Source organism: Hanstruepera sp. CR43 (genome assembly GCF_055227665.1).
In genome coordinates, this window is record NZ_CP200078.1 from 842,150 (window position 1) to 857,482 (window position 15,333).

Consider the following 15,333-nt stretch of genomic DNA (forward strand, 5'->3'; position numbering starts at 1 on the left):
AATAGTTATACAATTCAGATGCAAAAATAGAATTGATTTTTACTTTCGCAAAGTTTATTTAGATTAATTTTAAATTAAATTTTAACAGGAAAATTTAACTATCTGATAACAAGAAAAATAGTTGACCAAAAATTAGTGGTATACAGAGAAGATTTTAGTTGCTTCATTATAAGCGCTCTCAAAACTTATGGCATTGAGATCCGATTTCTTTTTGGAAGTGAAGTAAGAAAGTAATTTTTCAGTAGGCATATTTCCAGTGAGCTCATCTTTAGCCATCGGACAGCCGCCAAAGCCCTGGATGGCACCATCAAATCGTTTACAGCCAGCTCTATAGGCCGCATCCACCTTTTCAAACCAAGTGGAAGGTGTTGTATGTAAATGCGCACCAAACTCTATTTGGGGATATTTGGGAATTAAATTAGAAAACAAATAGTCAATGTTTTCAGGATCAGAACTTCCTATGGTATCGCTCAAGGATAATATCTTAACACCCATATTACTCAACCGCTCGGTCCACTCCCCTACAATATCCACATTCCAAGGATCTCCATAAGGATTACCAAATCCCATTGAAATATATACCACAACTTCTTTATTTAATTTATTGGCAATTTCCAAAATCTCCTTTAGAGTAACCACCGATTGTGCAATGGTTTTATGGGTGTTACGCATCTGGAAATTTTCAGAAATGGAAAATGGATAGCCCAAATAATCAATCTCTGAATGTTGAGAGGCATCTTGAGCACCTCGAGTATTGGCAATAATGGCCAATAATTTTGACGTTGTTTTTGATAAATCCAACAGCGAAAGCACTTCAGCAGTATCAACCATTTGCGGTATTGCTTTGGGAGACACAAAACTTCCAAAATCAATAGTATCAAATCCCACGCGTAACAACGACTGGATGTATTGCACCTTTTTTTCGGTTGGAATAAAATCCTTGATACCTTGCATGGCATCACGGGGACATTCAATGATTTTGATTTCAGACATAATCTCAAAAATAGGATTTTTACCCATTAGTAAAAAACAATTTAGCTGTGATTCTATTTTTATTAGATTTACAAAACCGTAATAGCTTGGCAACCTGATAAATTATAAAAATTGATTAAAACTGTCACATCAAAATCAGCAATAAAAATAACTGCCCAATTAGCGCACAGCATTTGGAATCAACATTATGTGCCCATCATTGGTCAAGACCAAGTGGATTATATGATTGAAAAATTCCAAAGTGAAACAGCCATAACTCAACAAATACAGGAAGGTTATCAGTATTTCATGATTGAACACCAATCGCGTCCTTGTGGTTATTTAGCTTTAGTGCCTAATCAAGTTGAAGGTAAAATTATGATCAGCAAGATATATGTCGATCATAATTACCGAGGCTTGGGTCTGGGTCATGCGCTTTTGGATTTCACAGTTAAAAAATCTCAAAACGAAGGTTTCAAAACTATCTGGTTAACGGTAAATAAATACAATACCCATTCCATACAATGGTATGAAAAACAAGGGTTTCAAATCAAGAAAAAAGTAGAATTTGATATTGGCAATGGTTTTATCATGGATGATTACCTTCTTGAAAAACCAGTTTAGATGTTAGGCTCTTTCAAGCAATGCTTTATTGATAGCTTTAACAAGTTTAGGTCCTTCATAAATAAAACCAGTATATAGTTGAATTAAATCGGCACCTGCATCCAGTTTTTCCAAAGCATCGGCAACCGAATGAATACCACCCACACCAATAATCGGAAAAGCCTTATGACTTTTTTCTGAAAGAAAACGAATTACTTCTGTGGAACGCTTCTTCAATGGTTTACCACTCAAACCTCCGACCTCATCTTTATTTTCAGATTTAAGTCCGGTTCTTGAAATGGTGGTATTGGTTGCGATTACGCCATCAATTTTAGTATCCTTAACAATATCAATAATATCCAGTAATTGCGAATCGGTTAAATCGGGTGCTATTTTTAATAGGATCGGTTTGGGATTTTCTTTTTTTGAATTTAAGTCCTTTAAAGTTTGTAGCAATTTAGTCAAAGGCTCTTTATCCTGTAACTCCCTTAAATTAGGCGTGTTTGGTGAACTGACATTGACCACAAAATAATCCACATAATCAAACAAGGCATTAAAACATAGTATATAATCATTTACCGCTTCTTCGTTGGGTGTTATCTTATTCTTTCCAATATTACCGCCAATTAAAACGCCTTTGTTCTTCTTTAAACGCTCTACAGCTTCTGCCACTCCTCCATTATTAAAACCCATACGGTTGATGATTGCTGAATCTGACTGTAGTCGAAATAAGCGTTTTTTGGGGTTTCCAGGCTGTGCTTTAGGTGTCAGCGTCCCAATTTCAATGAAGCCAAAACCTAAATTGGATAGTTCATTATATAATTTCGCATCCTTATCAAAACCAGCTGCTAATCCCACGGGATTCTTGAATTTTAATCCAAACAATTCACGTTCCAATCTACTATCTTCAAGGAAATATAGACTTCTAAACAGGGTTGTTACCAATGGAATCTTATTCAGAAACCGTATCATTGAAAAGGTGAAATGATGAATTTTTTCAGGATCAAATAGAAAAAAAATAGGCCGAACGAAAGCTTTGTACATAATACCAGTTTTGTGCTGCAAAAATAGTATTTTTGAGCTATGTTTTAATGTATAAACACTTCAAAAAACGTTATGATTAACAAACAACATATTATTGACCGTTTTATTGGTTATGTAACTGTCGATACCGAATCTGATCCAAAATCCGAAACCACACCCAGTACAGCCAAGCAATGGGATTTAGCAAATGCTTTAGCCAAAGAACTTAAAGCCATTGGTATGAGCGATGTCACGATTGATGACAATGCCTACATTATGGCCACCCTGCCGAGCAATGTAGACCACGAGGTTCCTACCATTGGTTTTATTTCACATTTTGATACCAGTCCCGATTTTACAGGTGCCAATGTGAAACCGCAAGTTGTTGAGAATTATAACGGCAAAGACATTGTCTTAAATGCTGAACAGGATATTATACTGTCTCCCGATTACTTTGAAGATTTGCTGTTATACAAAGGACAAACCTTGATTACTACTGATGGTACTACCCTATTGGGAGCCGATGATAAGGCTGGAATTTGTGAGATTGTCTCGGCTATGGAATATTTAATCCAGCATCCCGAGATTAAACACGGTCCTATTCGTGTAGGATTTACACCTGACGAAGAAATTGGTCGTGGTGCCCATAAATTTGATGTTGAAAAATTTGGAGCCGATTGGGCCTACACAATGGATGGTAGTCAAATTGGCGAATTGGAATACGAGAATTTCAACGCTGCAGGTGCTATAGTGACTGTTAAGGGAAAAATAGTACATCCAGGTTATGCTAAAGGTAAAATGGTGAACTCCATGTATATTGCCACCGAGTTTATTAACTCATTACCTCGATTGGAAACACCAGAACATACCGAAGGCTATGAAGGCTTTTTTCATTTACACAATATGAATGGTGCTGTGGAAGAAACGGTTTTGGAATACATTATCCGTGACCATGATAAGGGCCATTTTGAAGCACGCAAGGAGATGATGCAAAAATTGACCGACGAACTCAATGAGCAATATGGCAGAGAGGTTATTTCTGTTGAAATCAAAGACCAGTACTTTAATATGAAAGAAAAGGTTGAACCGGTTATGCATATTGTGGATATTGCCGAAGAAGCCATGAAACAATTAAACATTAAACCCCTTATCAAACCCATACGAGGTGGTACCGATGGTTCGCAATTGAGTTATATGGGTTTACCTTGCCCCAATATTTTTGCAGGTGGTCATAATTTTCATGGACGTTACGAATATGTACCTGTAGAGAGTATACTAAAAGCCACGGAAGTCATTTGCAAGATTGCAGAATTGACAGCTAAAAAGTCCGTAGGATAAACCATTTAGTTTTTTCAAAACATCTAGTCTATTATTAAATTAATTTTCTTAATTTAATGGTTCCTTTTTTGATTCGAAAAACATAATAACCTTTTAAATATCATTACCATGAAGAAAATTATTTTATTGCTTTTATTAATTGTTGGTATTGAAACAATCGCACAAAACAAACCAAACATCTTGATAATCTTTCCTGATGATGTGGGTTGGAGCAACGTGAGTGCCTATGGTAATGGCGTTATGGGATATACTAGCCCTAACATAGACCGCATTGCTAAAGAAGGCGTAATGTTTACTGAACACTATGCTCAACCCAGCTGTACTGCAGGACGTGCCGCTTTAATTACCGGTCAATACCCAATAAGAAGTGGTATGACTACTGTAGGTAGACCAGGCGGACCATTAGGTTTAAAGAAAGAGTCTCCAACCCTTGCTGAAGTACTTAAAGAACAAGGATATGCCACAGGACAGTTTGGTAAAAACCATTTAGGTGATCTTAATTCGCATTTACCAACTGTTCACGGTTTTGATGAGTTCTTCGGAAATTTGTATCACCTGAATACACAAGAAGAATACCAGCAAAAAGATTACCCTCAAGATCCTGAATTCTTCAAAAAATATGGAACCCGAGGCGTATTACATACTTGGGCTACAGATTTTGACGACACTACTGAAGATCCTCGATTTGGTAAAGTTGGAAAACAACGTATTGAAGATACTGGGCAACTTTCAAAAGAACGTATGGAAACCGTAGACGAGGAGTTTATGGCTGCCTCCATTGATTTTATTAAAAGGGCACAAGAAGATGACAAACCTTACTTTGTATGGTTTAATCCTAGTAGAATGCATATGTATACTCATTTAAAGCCTGAACACCGGTATTTAGCATTACCTCATACAACAGAGCATGATATGTATGGTAGTGGCTTGATGGAACACGATATGATGATTGGTGAAATGTTAGATCAACTGGAAAAAATGGGCGCTTTAGAAAATACCATCGTTATTTATTCTACAGACAATGGTCCAGAACACAGTGCACGTCTTCATGGAGGAACAACGCCTTTTAGAGGAGAAAAAATGACCACTTACGAAGGAGGTGTTCGGGTGCCTATGATGGTGATGTGGAAAGACCACATTCCCAAAGGACAGGTGCTACAAGGAATACAATCTCATATGGACATTTTTACCACACTAGCTGCAGCCGCTGGTGTTCCAGATGTAGCAGAGAAAATTATGAAAGAGCAAAAACAATATATAGATGGCGTTAATAACCTAGATTATTGGTTAGGTAAAAGCAACAAAAGTGAACGTAATAATTTTATATACTATCACGAATCTACAATAAGAGCTATTCGAGTTAATCAATGGAAATTACACTTTGAAACAAGTGAAAACTATTACGCACCATACGTTAAGCAGAAGTTTCCTATAATGTACAATATACATTTTGATCCTTATGAAAGTTTTGATAACCTGACAGATCGCTCTGATATTGTACAAAAAAAGCAATTCTTAAATGAGCCTGTTCAGGAAATATTAGGAGAACATATTAAATCATTAACGGAATACCCTCCTGTACAAAAAGCCGCTACTCTTGATTTTTCTGAATTAGTAAAACAACTACAGGCAGGCAAACAATAATTTTTTTTCAAATTTTTGAGAATAGTTTTTTATAAAATAAATTCTAAATGAAAAAAGTATCCTCTGTAGAAGAATATATAGAAAACAACGGTCACTTTGGTGAAGCCTTAACGCTATTACGAAATATTATTACCAAAACCGAATTGGAAGAAACCTTAAAATGGAGCGCGCCTGTTTACGCCCTTGATGGTAAAAATGTGGTTGGTTTGGGTGCTTTTAAAAACCATTTTGGTATTTGGTTCTTTAATGGCGTATTTCTAAAGGATGAAAAGAACTTATTACTAAACGCCCAAGAGGGCAAAACCAAAGCCTTGCGCCAAATGCGTTTTGAAAATATCGATGATATAGACCAAGCAGCTGTTCTTGCCTATGTAAAAGAAGCTATAGAAAACCAAAAACTGGGTAAAGAAATCAAACCCGAACGCAAAGGCAAAAGCGTGACGGTTCCCAATGAACTAAAAACTCTTTTTAAAAGCCAGCCTGATGTCCACAGTAGCTTTAAAGCTTTATCACCTGGAAAACAGCGTGAATACTGTGAACATATAGAATCTGCCAAACGGGAAGCTACCAAGCAATCGCGTTTGGAAAAAATTACACCTATGATATTACAAGGTGTTGGTTTGCATGATAAGTATAAAAACTGCTAAATAACAAGAGCCCAATACAGTTGTATGTATTGGGCTCTTTTCTTTTTCATAAAATTTATTAACTATTATCGTTCCATAAAGACAATTCCAAATGGATTGGCTCCAGAAACATCAGAACTTAAATAAGTGATTTTCTTTTGAGAGACTCTAAAAAAATCAACGGTATTACTTCCCGAAAGGGTTAGTGCTAAAATATTTTGTCTGGGATTAAAGGCTACATTATGCGCAACACCTGCCATGGAACCGCTATTAGTTATTCTATCTACCTCCTCTGAATCGCTATTATAAACAGCTATCTGTCGTTCTGGAATATTAGTTACCAATATATCATCCTGATCACCAGGTGTTACTCCATGTGCATTGGGAATAGAACCACCTTTTCCCGTTGGAGATAAGTCGTCAAAATTAAACTCTAGAATATTGGAATCGTTTTGAGACAAAATATATAAATGGTCTTGGGTAACAGTTAAATGTGGGTCACCTCCAACCATAACGTAATTCATCATTTCAAAATTAGTGGCATTGTATTGTACCACATAATTTGTTCCTGTTAATGACAGAATACTCACATAAGCATAATTACCATTAGGTGAGATAATAACATCATGTTGTACAGCATCTTGTGGCATTCCCATAATATTTGGCAATCCGATGGTTTGAAGGGCCATACCCGAGTTTAAATCAACCACCGAAGTTGTTTTATCAACCAAACTGTTAACCCAAAGTTGGTTACTATAATCATTGGTCCACATGTGGAAAGCACCAGCTCCAACTGGAAACTCATCAGCCATTGAAAAGTCGGATACATGATAAGCTACAACGCGTGGGTTATTAAAATCGGCCACATACAATAAATCGCGACTTTGACTATAGGTCACATAGGTAGGTGCCGATCCTTCCATATCCATAACAATATCATCAAGTCTTTCGCGAGATCTCGCGTTGTAAATAGAAACAGTGCCTTCACCGCGATTGGCAACTGCAAAATAATCATCAAGACTGGTGTTACTGGTTTTAAAGGTATCTACTTGATTTTCCTGTTGAAAGTTGGTGTCTTCTTTTGAGCATGCAGCCAATACCAAAAGCCCAAACACGACTAAATAAATTCTAATTGCATTCATAATAGTAATCTTAAAGTTTAGACTACGATATTAGCCATATTAGTTGGGTTAAAATGTTAGCTGGCTAACATTTAGGCAATAAAAAACTCCGAAGGCGACTTCGGAGTTTTTTATATTGATTTGATTTGAATCTTATTTAGCAGGAGCATTTAATTTCTTGCTCATTTCCATAGAAATTGCTGACTTATCAAATTTGATTTTTCCTGCCAAAGTTTCAATCACGCAGCTACCATCTTTATCATTCAGTTCGACTACTTTACCGTGCATACCGCTTTTGGTAATGACTTTGTCGCCCTTTTTTAATTCGGCTGCGAATTTTTTTTCTTGTTTTTGACGTTTCATCTGTGGTGCGATCATGAAAAAATACACAACCACGAACATTAAGATAAACGGTAAAAACGTACTAATACCTTCTCCCATAAATTATTTTACTTGCGGTACAGCAGGTTTAGCTGGTTCAACTGCATTAGGATCTGGTTTTACAAAAGCTGTAATTTTTACAGTTTCTTTACCTGATTCTGTATTAGCAGTAATGGTAACTGTTTTAGAAACTTTATTCTTACCTGAACCGTTGAATTTTACAGTAAACTGACCTTTATCACCAGGAGCTAAAGGCTCTTTACTCCAATCTTGTGGTACAGTACATCCGCAAGAACTCTTAATATCAGTAATAACTAAAGGAGCCTCACCTGTGTTAGTATATGAGAAAACTGTTTCAACAGCTGTTTTAGCTTCAATCTCACCAAAATCGTGCTCTGTCTTATCAAACGTTAACACTGGGAATTTTGATGAAGCAGCATCTCTTTCAGCAGCTTCAGCTACATTGTTATCATCAATTTTTTTAGTGGCATCTTCTTTACAAGATGTGAATGCGATTAAGCACATGGCACTTAAGCCTAATATTACTTTTTTCATAATAAATTATTTTTGTTCGGGCAGTAAAAGTAATAATATTTTCTTATTACATCAACCCTCTGCCTGTTTTATTTAGCTTATCGGCTTCTTCGTACTCTTTTACTAACTTGTCCAGTATACCATTTATAAAGATGCTACTCTTTGGCGTTGAATACTCCTTGGCTATCTCCAGATACTCATTAATGGTGACTTTTACAGGTATTGAGGGAAAGTTTGTAAGTTCACAAATGGCCATTTGAAGTAATACGGTATCCAGATTGGCAATACGGTCGGCATCCCAATTTTTAGTTTTTTCTGAAATAGCTCCGTTTAGCTTATTTTGATTTAAAATGGTTTTTTTGAATAAATCCAGTGCGAAAGCTCTGTCGTCTTCATCCTTATATAATTCAGGCAATAACTGTTTTTCAGGCGATTTCAATTTAAGTTTTCTGATAATCTTGAGAATTGCTGTATTGACAACAGGCAAATCATCGGTCCAAGTTAAGTTTTGATCTTGCAGATAATCATACAATTTGTCGTTGGGTGCAATAATCTCTTTATAAATGTCTATAAGAAAATTTTTGTCCTCCTTATAATCTGATGTTCGCGTCTGCATGTACTCTTTATACAAATCACTTGACAATAATCCCTTAAAAATGACATCCACATATTCATTATCCAATTCCCAATTGGTTATTTTGTAGTCTTCCAAAGCTTGGTTCAGTAGGGTATTATCCTTTATCTGATTAAGGACTTCATTGTTGACAAATTTACTATTGGGATTTTTATCTTCTGACGTAGCCAGATGCTTCTTTTGAGTTTTTTGAAGGTGGTCAGCTGAACGCTTTTGCAGCTCAATGAGTAGCGACAGCATAAGCAAATAGAGATTGTACATATTTTCTAAACTTCGCAACAAAAATGTTTGATCTGCTTTAAAGTTATCACCTTCACCACCTGTATAGGCGTATATAGTTTGCATAACCTTGATACGAATATGTCTTCTATTTAGCATACTTACAAAGAACTTTTAATTTAAAGAGGCGAAAGTTATGCAACTTTCGCCTCGCAAAAATAATACTATTTTAAAAACTTACTTTGAATTTTCCTTTTTTCTGGCATCAATTCTGCTTTGTGCAATATTCAAAGCAGCATGGTTTGTTGTAATATTATGTGTTTGTGCGTTTGATAATATCTCTAACGTCGTGTTGTAGATATTTTCAGTTTTACGCATAATTTCTTTTCTATCATAACCTTCCAACTCCGCATACACATTAATAATACCACCAGCATTGATTAAGAAATCTGGCGCATAGACAATACCACGCTCCTGAAGAATTTTACCATGCTTTTCTTCTTGAGCCAATTGGTTGTTAGCCGCACCCGCAATAATGGACGCTTTCAAATTGTAAATAGTGTCATCATTAATGGTAGCTCCTAATGCACATGGTGCATAAATGTCCATTTCTTCTGCATAAAGATTCTTACCTCCATAAATAGTCACACCATATTTAGCACGCACTTCTTCTAAACGCTCTTGACTGATATCAGCAATTGTTACATTGGCACCTTCGTCAACCAAATGCTCTACTAACGCTTCACCTACATGACCAATACCTTGAACAAAGACCGAACGACCTTCTAATACGTCACTACCAAATTTAAATTTCGCAGCCGCCTTCATACCCATAAAAACGCCATAAGCAGTTATAGGAGAAGGGTTTCCGGCACCACCTTTAGATTCCGAAATACCTGTTACATAAGGTGTTACCTCACGAACAGTGTCCATATCGGCAGTAGTCATACCAACATCTTCTGCAGTGATATATTTTCCATTTAAAGAATGCACAAACTCACCGAATTTTTTCATTAATTCCGGTGTTTTTTGAGTTTTGGCATCTCCAATAATAACAGCTTTACCACCACCCAGGTTTAATCCTGTGATTGCTGACTTAAATGTCATTCCTCGTGATAACCTTAAAACGTCATTCAGTGCTTCCCATTCGTTCTGATAAGCCCACATTCTGGTACCTCCCAAGGCAGGTCCTAAGACTGTGTTATGAATACCGATTATTGCTTTTAAACCTGTATCTTTGTCGTTGCAAAAAACAACTTGTTCGTGATTGTCAAAAGATTGCTGTCCAAAAACCGGATCAGCTTTTTGTAAATCTTTAGTATTAATGACGTCTGTAACCATTTTATAATAATTAATATTTAGGGTCGTCTTTGTCTATTTTATAAAAACGACGTGCAAAATTACGTGAATATTCATGTTTAAACAACATAATTGATCTTAAAATACGAATTTGTTAAAAACTTTATTTTTTAACCCAAACTATTAATGAAGGAATTAAGGCATTTAAATAAGTACTTTTTAAAATATAAATACAAGTTAATAGTCGGGATCATCATAACGATTATAGCCAGAATCTTTCTGCTTTTCACCCCGCGATATGTCCGAAAAATATTTACGGCCATTGAACAAGCATTGGATGGCACCTTAACCAAAGAAGCCTTTAGAAGCGAATTGTTTATTGCCATTCTCTATATTATTGGTGCAGCTGTGGTGGCAGGGATTTTCACCTTCTTAATGAGACAAACCATTATTAATGTCTCAAGATATATTGAATATGATTTAAAAAATGAAATCTACCAGCAATACCAAAGACTTTCATTAAACTTCTATAAAAAAAACAGAACGGGAGATTTAATGAACCGGATTAGTGAAGATGTTGGTCGCGTGCGTATGTATGCTGGTCCAGCCATTATGTATAGCATCAATACGATTACACTATTCGTTATTGCTTTGATATTCATGTTCAACGAAGCACCCATGCTGACACTATACACAGTTATACCGCTTCCAATTTTATCGGTTGCCATATACAAATTGAGTCGCGAAATTCATAAACGCAGTACCATTGTACAAGAGTATTTATCTAAATTATCCACATTTACCCAAGAATCTTTTAGTGGTATAGCCATCATTAAATCCTATGGTTTAGAATTACAAACCGCAACTAACTTTACGGAATTGTCTAATGACAGTCGGTATAAGCAATTAAGTCTGGTAAAAGTGAGTGCCTTGTTTTTTCCTATGATGATATTATTAATAGGTGTTAGTAATTTAATGGTTATTTATATTGGTGGTTTGCAATATATTAATGGTGAAATTGAAAGTCTGGGTACTATTGCCGAATTTATCATTTATGTGAACATGCTCACTTGGCCAGTAGCCACAGTGGGATGGGTAACCTCTATCGTACAGCAGGCTGAAGCTTCTCAAAAACGAATTAATGAATTTTTAAAGATTGAATCTGAAATTCAAAATCCCACCCAAGAACCATTTCATATTGTGGGTGATATTGCATTTAATAATGTGTCGTTCACTTATGACGATACAAACATTCAGGCTTTAAAAGACGTATCATTTAAGGTCAATCATGGTGAAACTCTGGCCATCATTGGTAAAACAGGCTCCGGAAAATCGACCATCTTGGACTTGATTGGTAGATTGTATGATATTGATAGTGGAACCCTTTTAATTGATGAGAACCCCGTAAACTCAATTAATCTAAACGATTTAAGAACCAATTTGGGATATGTTCCGCAGGATGCCTTCTTATTTTCAGACACCATTAAAAATAATATCAAATTTGGCAAGGAAGATGCCACTGACGAAGAAGTTATTCAAGCTGCTAAATATGCCCAAGTGCATAAAAACATAATGGGTTTTAAAAATGGCTATGACACCGTTTTGGGCGAACGCGGCATCACCCTTTCTGGTGGACAAAAGCAACGGATCTCTATAGCTAGAGCTATCATCAAAGACCCTAAAATACTGTTGTTTGATGATTGCCTTTCTGCTGTTGATACTGAAACGGAAGAAAAAATCCTTAAAAATTTAAATAAACTAACGTCAGGTAAAACGACTATAATTGTGAGTCACCGTATATCGGCGGCAAAAAATGCCGATAAAATTATTGTATTGGACAATGGTAAAATCATAGAATCAGGGACACACGAAACCTTGATAAATACAGATGGCTACTATAAGGATCTATATTTAAAACAATTAAGCGAAGCTGACTCCGAGTAATTTCCTCATTCACCCAACCTATCTAACAAACTGTTTTACAGTTAGTTAAATGCAAAACACGCTTCAAAACAAAAGAAAATTCATAAATTGTTGGTTGGTTTCCATTTTTTTTAGATTTTTGGTGAAACAACAATGCAATTTTAATTGAATTATGAATAATAGTGACATGATGGAGAAAGAAGAGATTTTTTCAAAAGTATTACGAGCTGGTAGACGAACGTACTTTTTTGATGTACGTGCCACAAAGGCGGGAGATTATTATCTAACTATTACAGAAAGTAAAAAGTTTACCAATGATGATGGATCTTATCATTACAAAAAGCACAAGATCTATTTATACAAGGAAGATTTTTCTGAATTCAATAACATTCTTCAAGAAATGACTGATTATATTATTGATGAGAAAGGTGATGAAGTCATCAGTGAACGTCATCAAAAGGATTTCAAGAAAGAATACGACGGCGATGAAACTGCTGATGTTAATGAATCAAATACCGATTCACAATCATCAGGAAGTTTTACAGATATCGATTTCGACGATATTTAATACCAAAAAAACAAATCAAAAAAGTCATTGGTCACTGAGGTTCTCGAAGTGCCATGGCTTTTTTTTATAGTTTAACCGCTAAAAGTGCTATCAACATTGTTGCTATAATCCAAACGAGTCCATAACCGATTCCAAAAGTTGACATCAAAGTTAAACCAACAGCCAATAGCCATAATGGCACTAAAGTAATTACCAGGGCATATCGAAAGGTTGCCACAAACTCCACTTCCTCTATTTTAGGTTTAATCCATAACAGCCAAATAGCCCAAACTGGGAATAGCATAACAATCAACAGAAATCTAAAAATCGATTTCAAAACTTTTAAATTAGTTTCATTCATACGAGCGTCACAATCTTGAAAATTTGATTGAATACATGCATTAACTGCCATTGGGTTTAAAAAGTCCGCATGTAATTGATCCAGTTTGAATAAAGTTTCCTCATAGTTGTCAGCAGGAATATGAGTTGTTAATTGTTTAATCGCTTGTGATACTTCATTTTTTAATTTCACGACACTTTCGTTTGTATCGTTGGAATAATAATCTTGTTTTTCAATCGTCTCACCAAAGTAAATCGATACACTATCAGCAAATGCGTCAGCTTGCTGAAAATTCAAGCCTATAGGTACAATTTTTAAAGAGGTTTTCGGGTATTTTTCAAAAGTCTCAAATACAATCCTTGTAAATCCTTTACTCAAATTTCTAACCGACCGTTTTATATTATGGTTTCCTTCAGGAAATAGAGCTACTGTTTGTCCTTTCGAAAGTAATTCAGAACAGCTATTGAAAATCGAATTATTATTGGAAATTGTGCTCCAGCCATCCCGTACCCGATAAACTGGTAACATATTCAAGCTCCTCAAAAAGGCATTTATCAATGGCTTTTTAAAGACACTTGCTCGTGTTAAAAAATATGAGAATCTTCCTGAATTTGTAGCAATTAACAGCGCATCAATAAGGGCATTGTTGTGATTGGACACCAATAGCAAGGCACCTGATTTTGGAACTTGATCTTGATTATAAACATATATTCTTCGATAATAAAAAAACAATCCCAATCTCAAATAAAACCTGACAATATGTAACCAGATAAATTTCAAACCAGTGCTTCTTGTTTTTTTGTTTTAACCGACCAATAATAAGCTAAAATCAATCCAGATATAATGTGCCAAATTCCCCAAAAAGCAGCCATGATGGCCATGCCTCCTAACCCGTTAAAAAATGTAAATATCAACAATAGACCCAAACCTGAATTTTGAATACCCGTTTCAATGGCTAGTGTTTTTTGATTTATGAATGATAGTTTGAATCCTTTGGCTACAAAAAAACCTAATAAAATTGCTATCACATTATGGCTTACACCTAAAACCAACACATGATGAATATAATTATTGAATACATCCAAATTATTCATAAAAGCTATCACAACGATAGCTATAAAAACCATAATGGAAAGTGGTTTCAGTGCTTTTGATATGTTTTTTGCCACTGCCTCAAACCGATACCTAATAATCATACCAATAACTAATGGAATTCCTAAAATGAGTATCACTAGTTTTACCAATTCATAGGGATTCAATGACACAGATGCTAATAATTGAGATGTTGGTTCATAAAGATTCCCATAAAATTGAAAATTAAATGGTGTCATAAATAGGGCTATTAGGGTTGAAAAAGCTGTTAGGCTTACCGACAATGCCGTGTTACCATTAGCCAAATGCGTCATAAAATTTGAAATATTCCCTCCTGGACAAGCCGCAACCATCATCATTCCTAAAGCTATACTGGCTTGAGGTTTGACAAAGTAAATAAACAAAAAGGTTACCAATGGCAATAAAATGAATTGAGAAAGCACCCCAACTAAAACTAATTTGGGCTGTCTCAAAAGATTCTTAAAATCCTCCAAGGTAATACCTAGCGCTACACCAAACATAACCACAGCTAATGCTATATTTAATACCCAAAGATTATTGGAATCAAAATTGATTTGAACTTGATCCAGTTCCTGCATGAAGAATTAGTTAGTTAATTCTGAAAGATAAAAAATAATATGAAAAGAAACTTTTTTGTCATGAAACTATCGAGCCGTTTCTGACTTTAGTTTCAGGATTTAATAATATTACCTTTTGACCCTTTACAGCACCTAAAACCAAACAGTCGCTCATAAATTTGGCAATTTGTTTTTTTGGAAAGTTGACTACAGCTACAATTTGCCTATTTAACAACTCTGTCTTGCTGTATAAGGTGGTTATTTGCGCTGAAGACTTTTTAGTTCCTAAATCTCCAAAGTCAATGGTTAGTTGATAAGCTGGATTACGGGCTTCAGGGAAATCCTGTACATCAATAATAGTCCCTACCCGTAAATCGACTTTAGAAAAGTCATCAAAATTTATTGTGTCATCCATTTTTTAAAAGTACAAATTTTAACGAACTTTGAGGAAAACAACTC

General features: G+C 35.4%; 16 protein-coding genes. 6 read left to right on the forward strand and 10 right to left on the reverse strand.

Translation table 11 applies throughout. The annotated features are described in order from the left end of the window. Positions 1–132: 132 nt before the first annotated feature. Positions 133–993, reverse strand: a complete 861-nt coding sequence (locus ACKXGU_RS03675) for a hydroxymethylglutaryl-CoA lyase (protein ID WP_463467405.1) — start codon at positions 991–993, stop codon at positions 133–135. A 111-nt stretch (positions 994–1,104) separates the two neighbouring features. On the opposite strand from ACKXGU_RS03675, the gene ACKXGU_RS03680 reads away from it, so the two are divergent. After that, positions 1,105–1,596 (forward strand): GNAT family N-acetyltransferase, encoded by a 492-nt coding sequence (locus tag ACKXGU_RS03680; RefSeq protein ID WP_463466714.1) that lies wholly within the window; start codon positions 1,105–1,107, stop codon positions 1,594–1,596. A 3-nt stretch (positions 1,597–1,599) separates the two neighbouring features. On the opposite strand, the gene ACKXGU_RS03685 is transcribed toward ACKXGU_RS03680, so the two are convergent. Beyond that, a complete protein-coding gene (locus ACKXGU_RS03685; protein ID WP_463466715.1) occupies positions 1,600–2,619 on the reverse strand; it encodes a quinone-dependent dihydroorotate dehydrogenase in 1,020 nt (339 codons plus the stop codon). A 72-nt stretch (positions 2,620–2,691) separates the two neighbouring features. On the opposite strand from ACKXGU_RS03685, the gene pepT reads away from it, so the two are divergent. The 3 genes from pepT (at position 2,692) to ACKXGU_RS03700 (ending at position 6,227) form a co-directional block, all read left to right on the forward strand. Then, positions 2,692–3,936, forward strand: a complete 1,245-nt coding sequence (gene pepT, locus ACKXGU_RS03690; protein WP_463466716.1) for a peptidase T — start codon at positions 2,692–2,694, stop codon at positions 3,934–3,936. A gap of 108 nt (positions 3,937–4,044) precedes the next feature. Next, entirely contained in the window at positions 4,045–5,580 is a 1,536-nt protein-coding gene (locus ACKXGU_RS03695) for an arylsulfatase (protein ID WP_463466717.1), read from the forward strand. 47 nt (positions 5,581–5,627) lie between these two features. Continuing rightward, positions 5,628–6,227, forward strand: a complete 600-nt coding sequence (locus tag ACKXGU_RS03700; RefSeq protein ID WP_463466718.1) for a YdeI/OmpD-associated family protein — start codon at positions 5,628–5,630, stop codon at positions 6,225–6,227. A 65-nt stretch (positions 6,228–6,292) separates the two neighbouring features. Here ACKXGU_RS03700 and ACKXGU_RS03705 read toward each other — a convergent pair whose 3' ends face one another. The 5 genes from ACKXGU_RS03705 to ACKXGU_RS03725 all read right to left on the reverse strand — a co-directional run bounded on the left by ACKXGU_RS03705 (position 6,293) and on the right by ACKXGU_RS03725 (position 10,436). Then, a complete protein-coding gene (locus ACKXGU_RS03705) occupies positions 6,293–7,348 on the reverse strand; it encodes a hypothetical protein (protein ID WP_463466719.1) in 1,056 nt (351 codons plus the stop codon). A 132-nt stretch (positions 7,349–7,480) separates the two neighbouring features. After that, positions 7,481–7,768 carry a preprotein translocase subunit YajC gene (gene yajC, locus ACKXGU_RS03710; protein ID WP_103052994.1) on the reverse strand — a complete coding sequence of 96 codons (288 nt, stop codon included), beginning with the start codon at positions 7,766–7,768 and terminating at the stop codon, positions 7,481–7,483. 3 nt (positions 7,769–7,771) lie between these two features. After that, positions 7,772–8,263, reverse strand: coding sequence for a DUF1573 domain-containing protein (locus tag ACKXGU_RS03715; RefSeq protein ID WP_463466720.1), 492 nt, complete (start codon positions 8,261–8,263; stop codon positions 7,772–7,774). Between the two features lie 46 nt (positions 8,264–8,309). Continuing rightward, positions 8,310–9,254 carry a transcription antitermination factor NusB gene (gene nusB / locus ACKXGU_RS03720; RefSeq protein WP_463466721.1) on the reverse strand — a complete coding sequence of 315 codons (945 nt, stop codon included), beginning with the start codon at positions 9,252–9,254 and terminating at the stop codon, positions 8,310–8,312. Positions 9,255–9,332: 78 nt separating this feature from the next. Further along, on the reverse strand, positions 9,333–10,436 hold the full coding sequence (locus ACKXGU_RS03725; protein WP_103052996.1) for a Glu/Leu/Phe/Val family dehydrogenase: 1,104 nt from the start codon (positions 10,434–10,436) through the stop codon (positions 9,333–9,335). A gap of 144 nt (positions 10,437–10,580) precedes the next feature. Here ACKXGU_RS03725 and ACKXGU_RS03730 point away from each other — a divergent pair, with 144 nt between their 5' ends. After that, entirely contained in the window at positions 10,581–12,338 is a 1,758-nt protein-coding gene (locus ACKXGU_RS03730; protein WP_463466722.1) for an ABC transporter ATP-binding protein, read from the forward strand. Between the two features lie 151 nt (positions 12,339–12,489). After that, entirely contained in the window at positions 12,490–12,885 is a 396-nt protein-coding gene (locus ACKXGU_RS03735) for a PUR family DNA/RNA-binding protein (RefSeq protein ID WP_463466723.1), read from the forward strand. Between the two features lie 64 nt (positions 12,886–12,949). Here the strand turns inward: ACKXGU_RS03735 and ACKXGU_RS03740 are convergent, their stop codons facing one another. From ACKXGU_RS03740 to ACKXGU_RS03750, 3 genes are read right to left on the reverse strand one after another with little or no spacing between them, the layout of a single operon-like run. After that, positions 12,950–13,984 (reverse strand): lysophospholipid acyltransferase family protein, encoded by a 1,035-nt coding sequence (locus ACKXGU_RS03740; protein ID WP_463466724.1) that lies wholly within the window; start codon positions 13,982–13,984, stop codon positions 12,950–12,952. Then, positions 13,981–14,895, reverse strand: coding sequence for a bile acid:sodium symporter family protein (locus tag ACKXGU_RS03745; protein ID WP_463466725.1), 915 nt, complete (start codon positions 14,893–14,895; stop codon positions 13,981–13,983). The genes ACKXGU_RS03740 and ACKXGU_RS03745 overlap by 4 nt, the downstream gene beginning before the upstream one ends. 58 nt (positions 14,896–14,953) lie before the next feature. Then, complete coding sequence (locus tag ACKXGU_RS03750) at positions 14,954–15,289, reverse strand: tRNA-binding protein (RefSeq protein WP_463466726.1); 336 nt, start codon at positions 15,287–15,289, stop codon at positions 14,954–14,956. Positions 15,290–15,333: the final 44 nt, after the last annotated feature.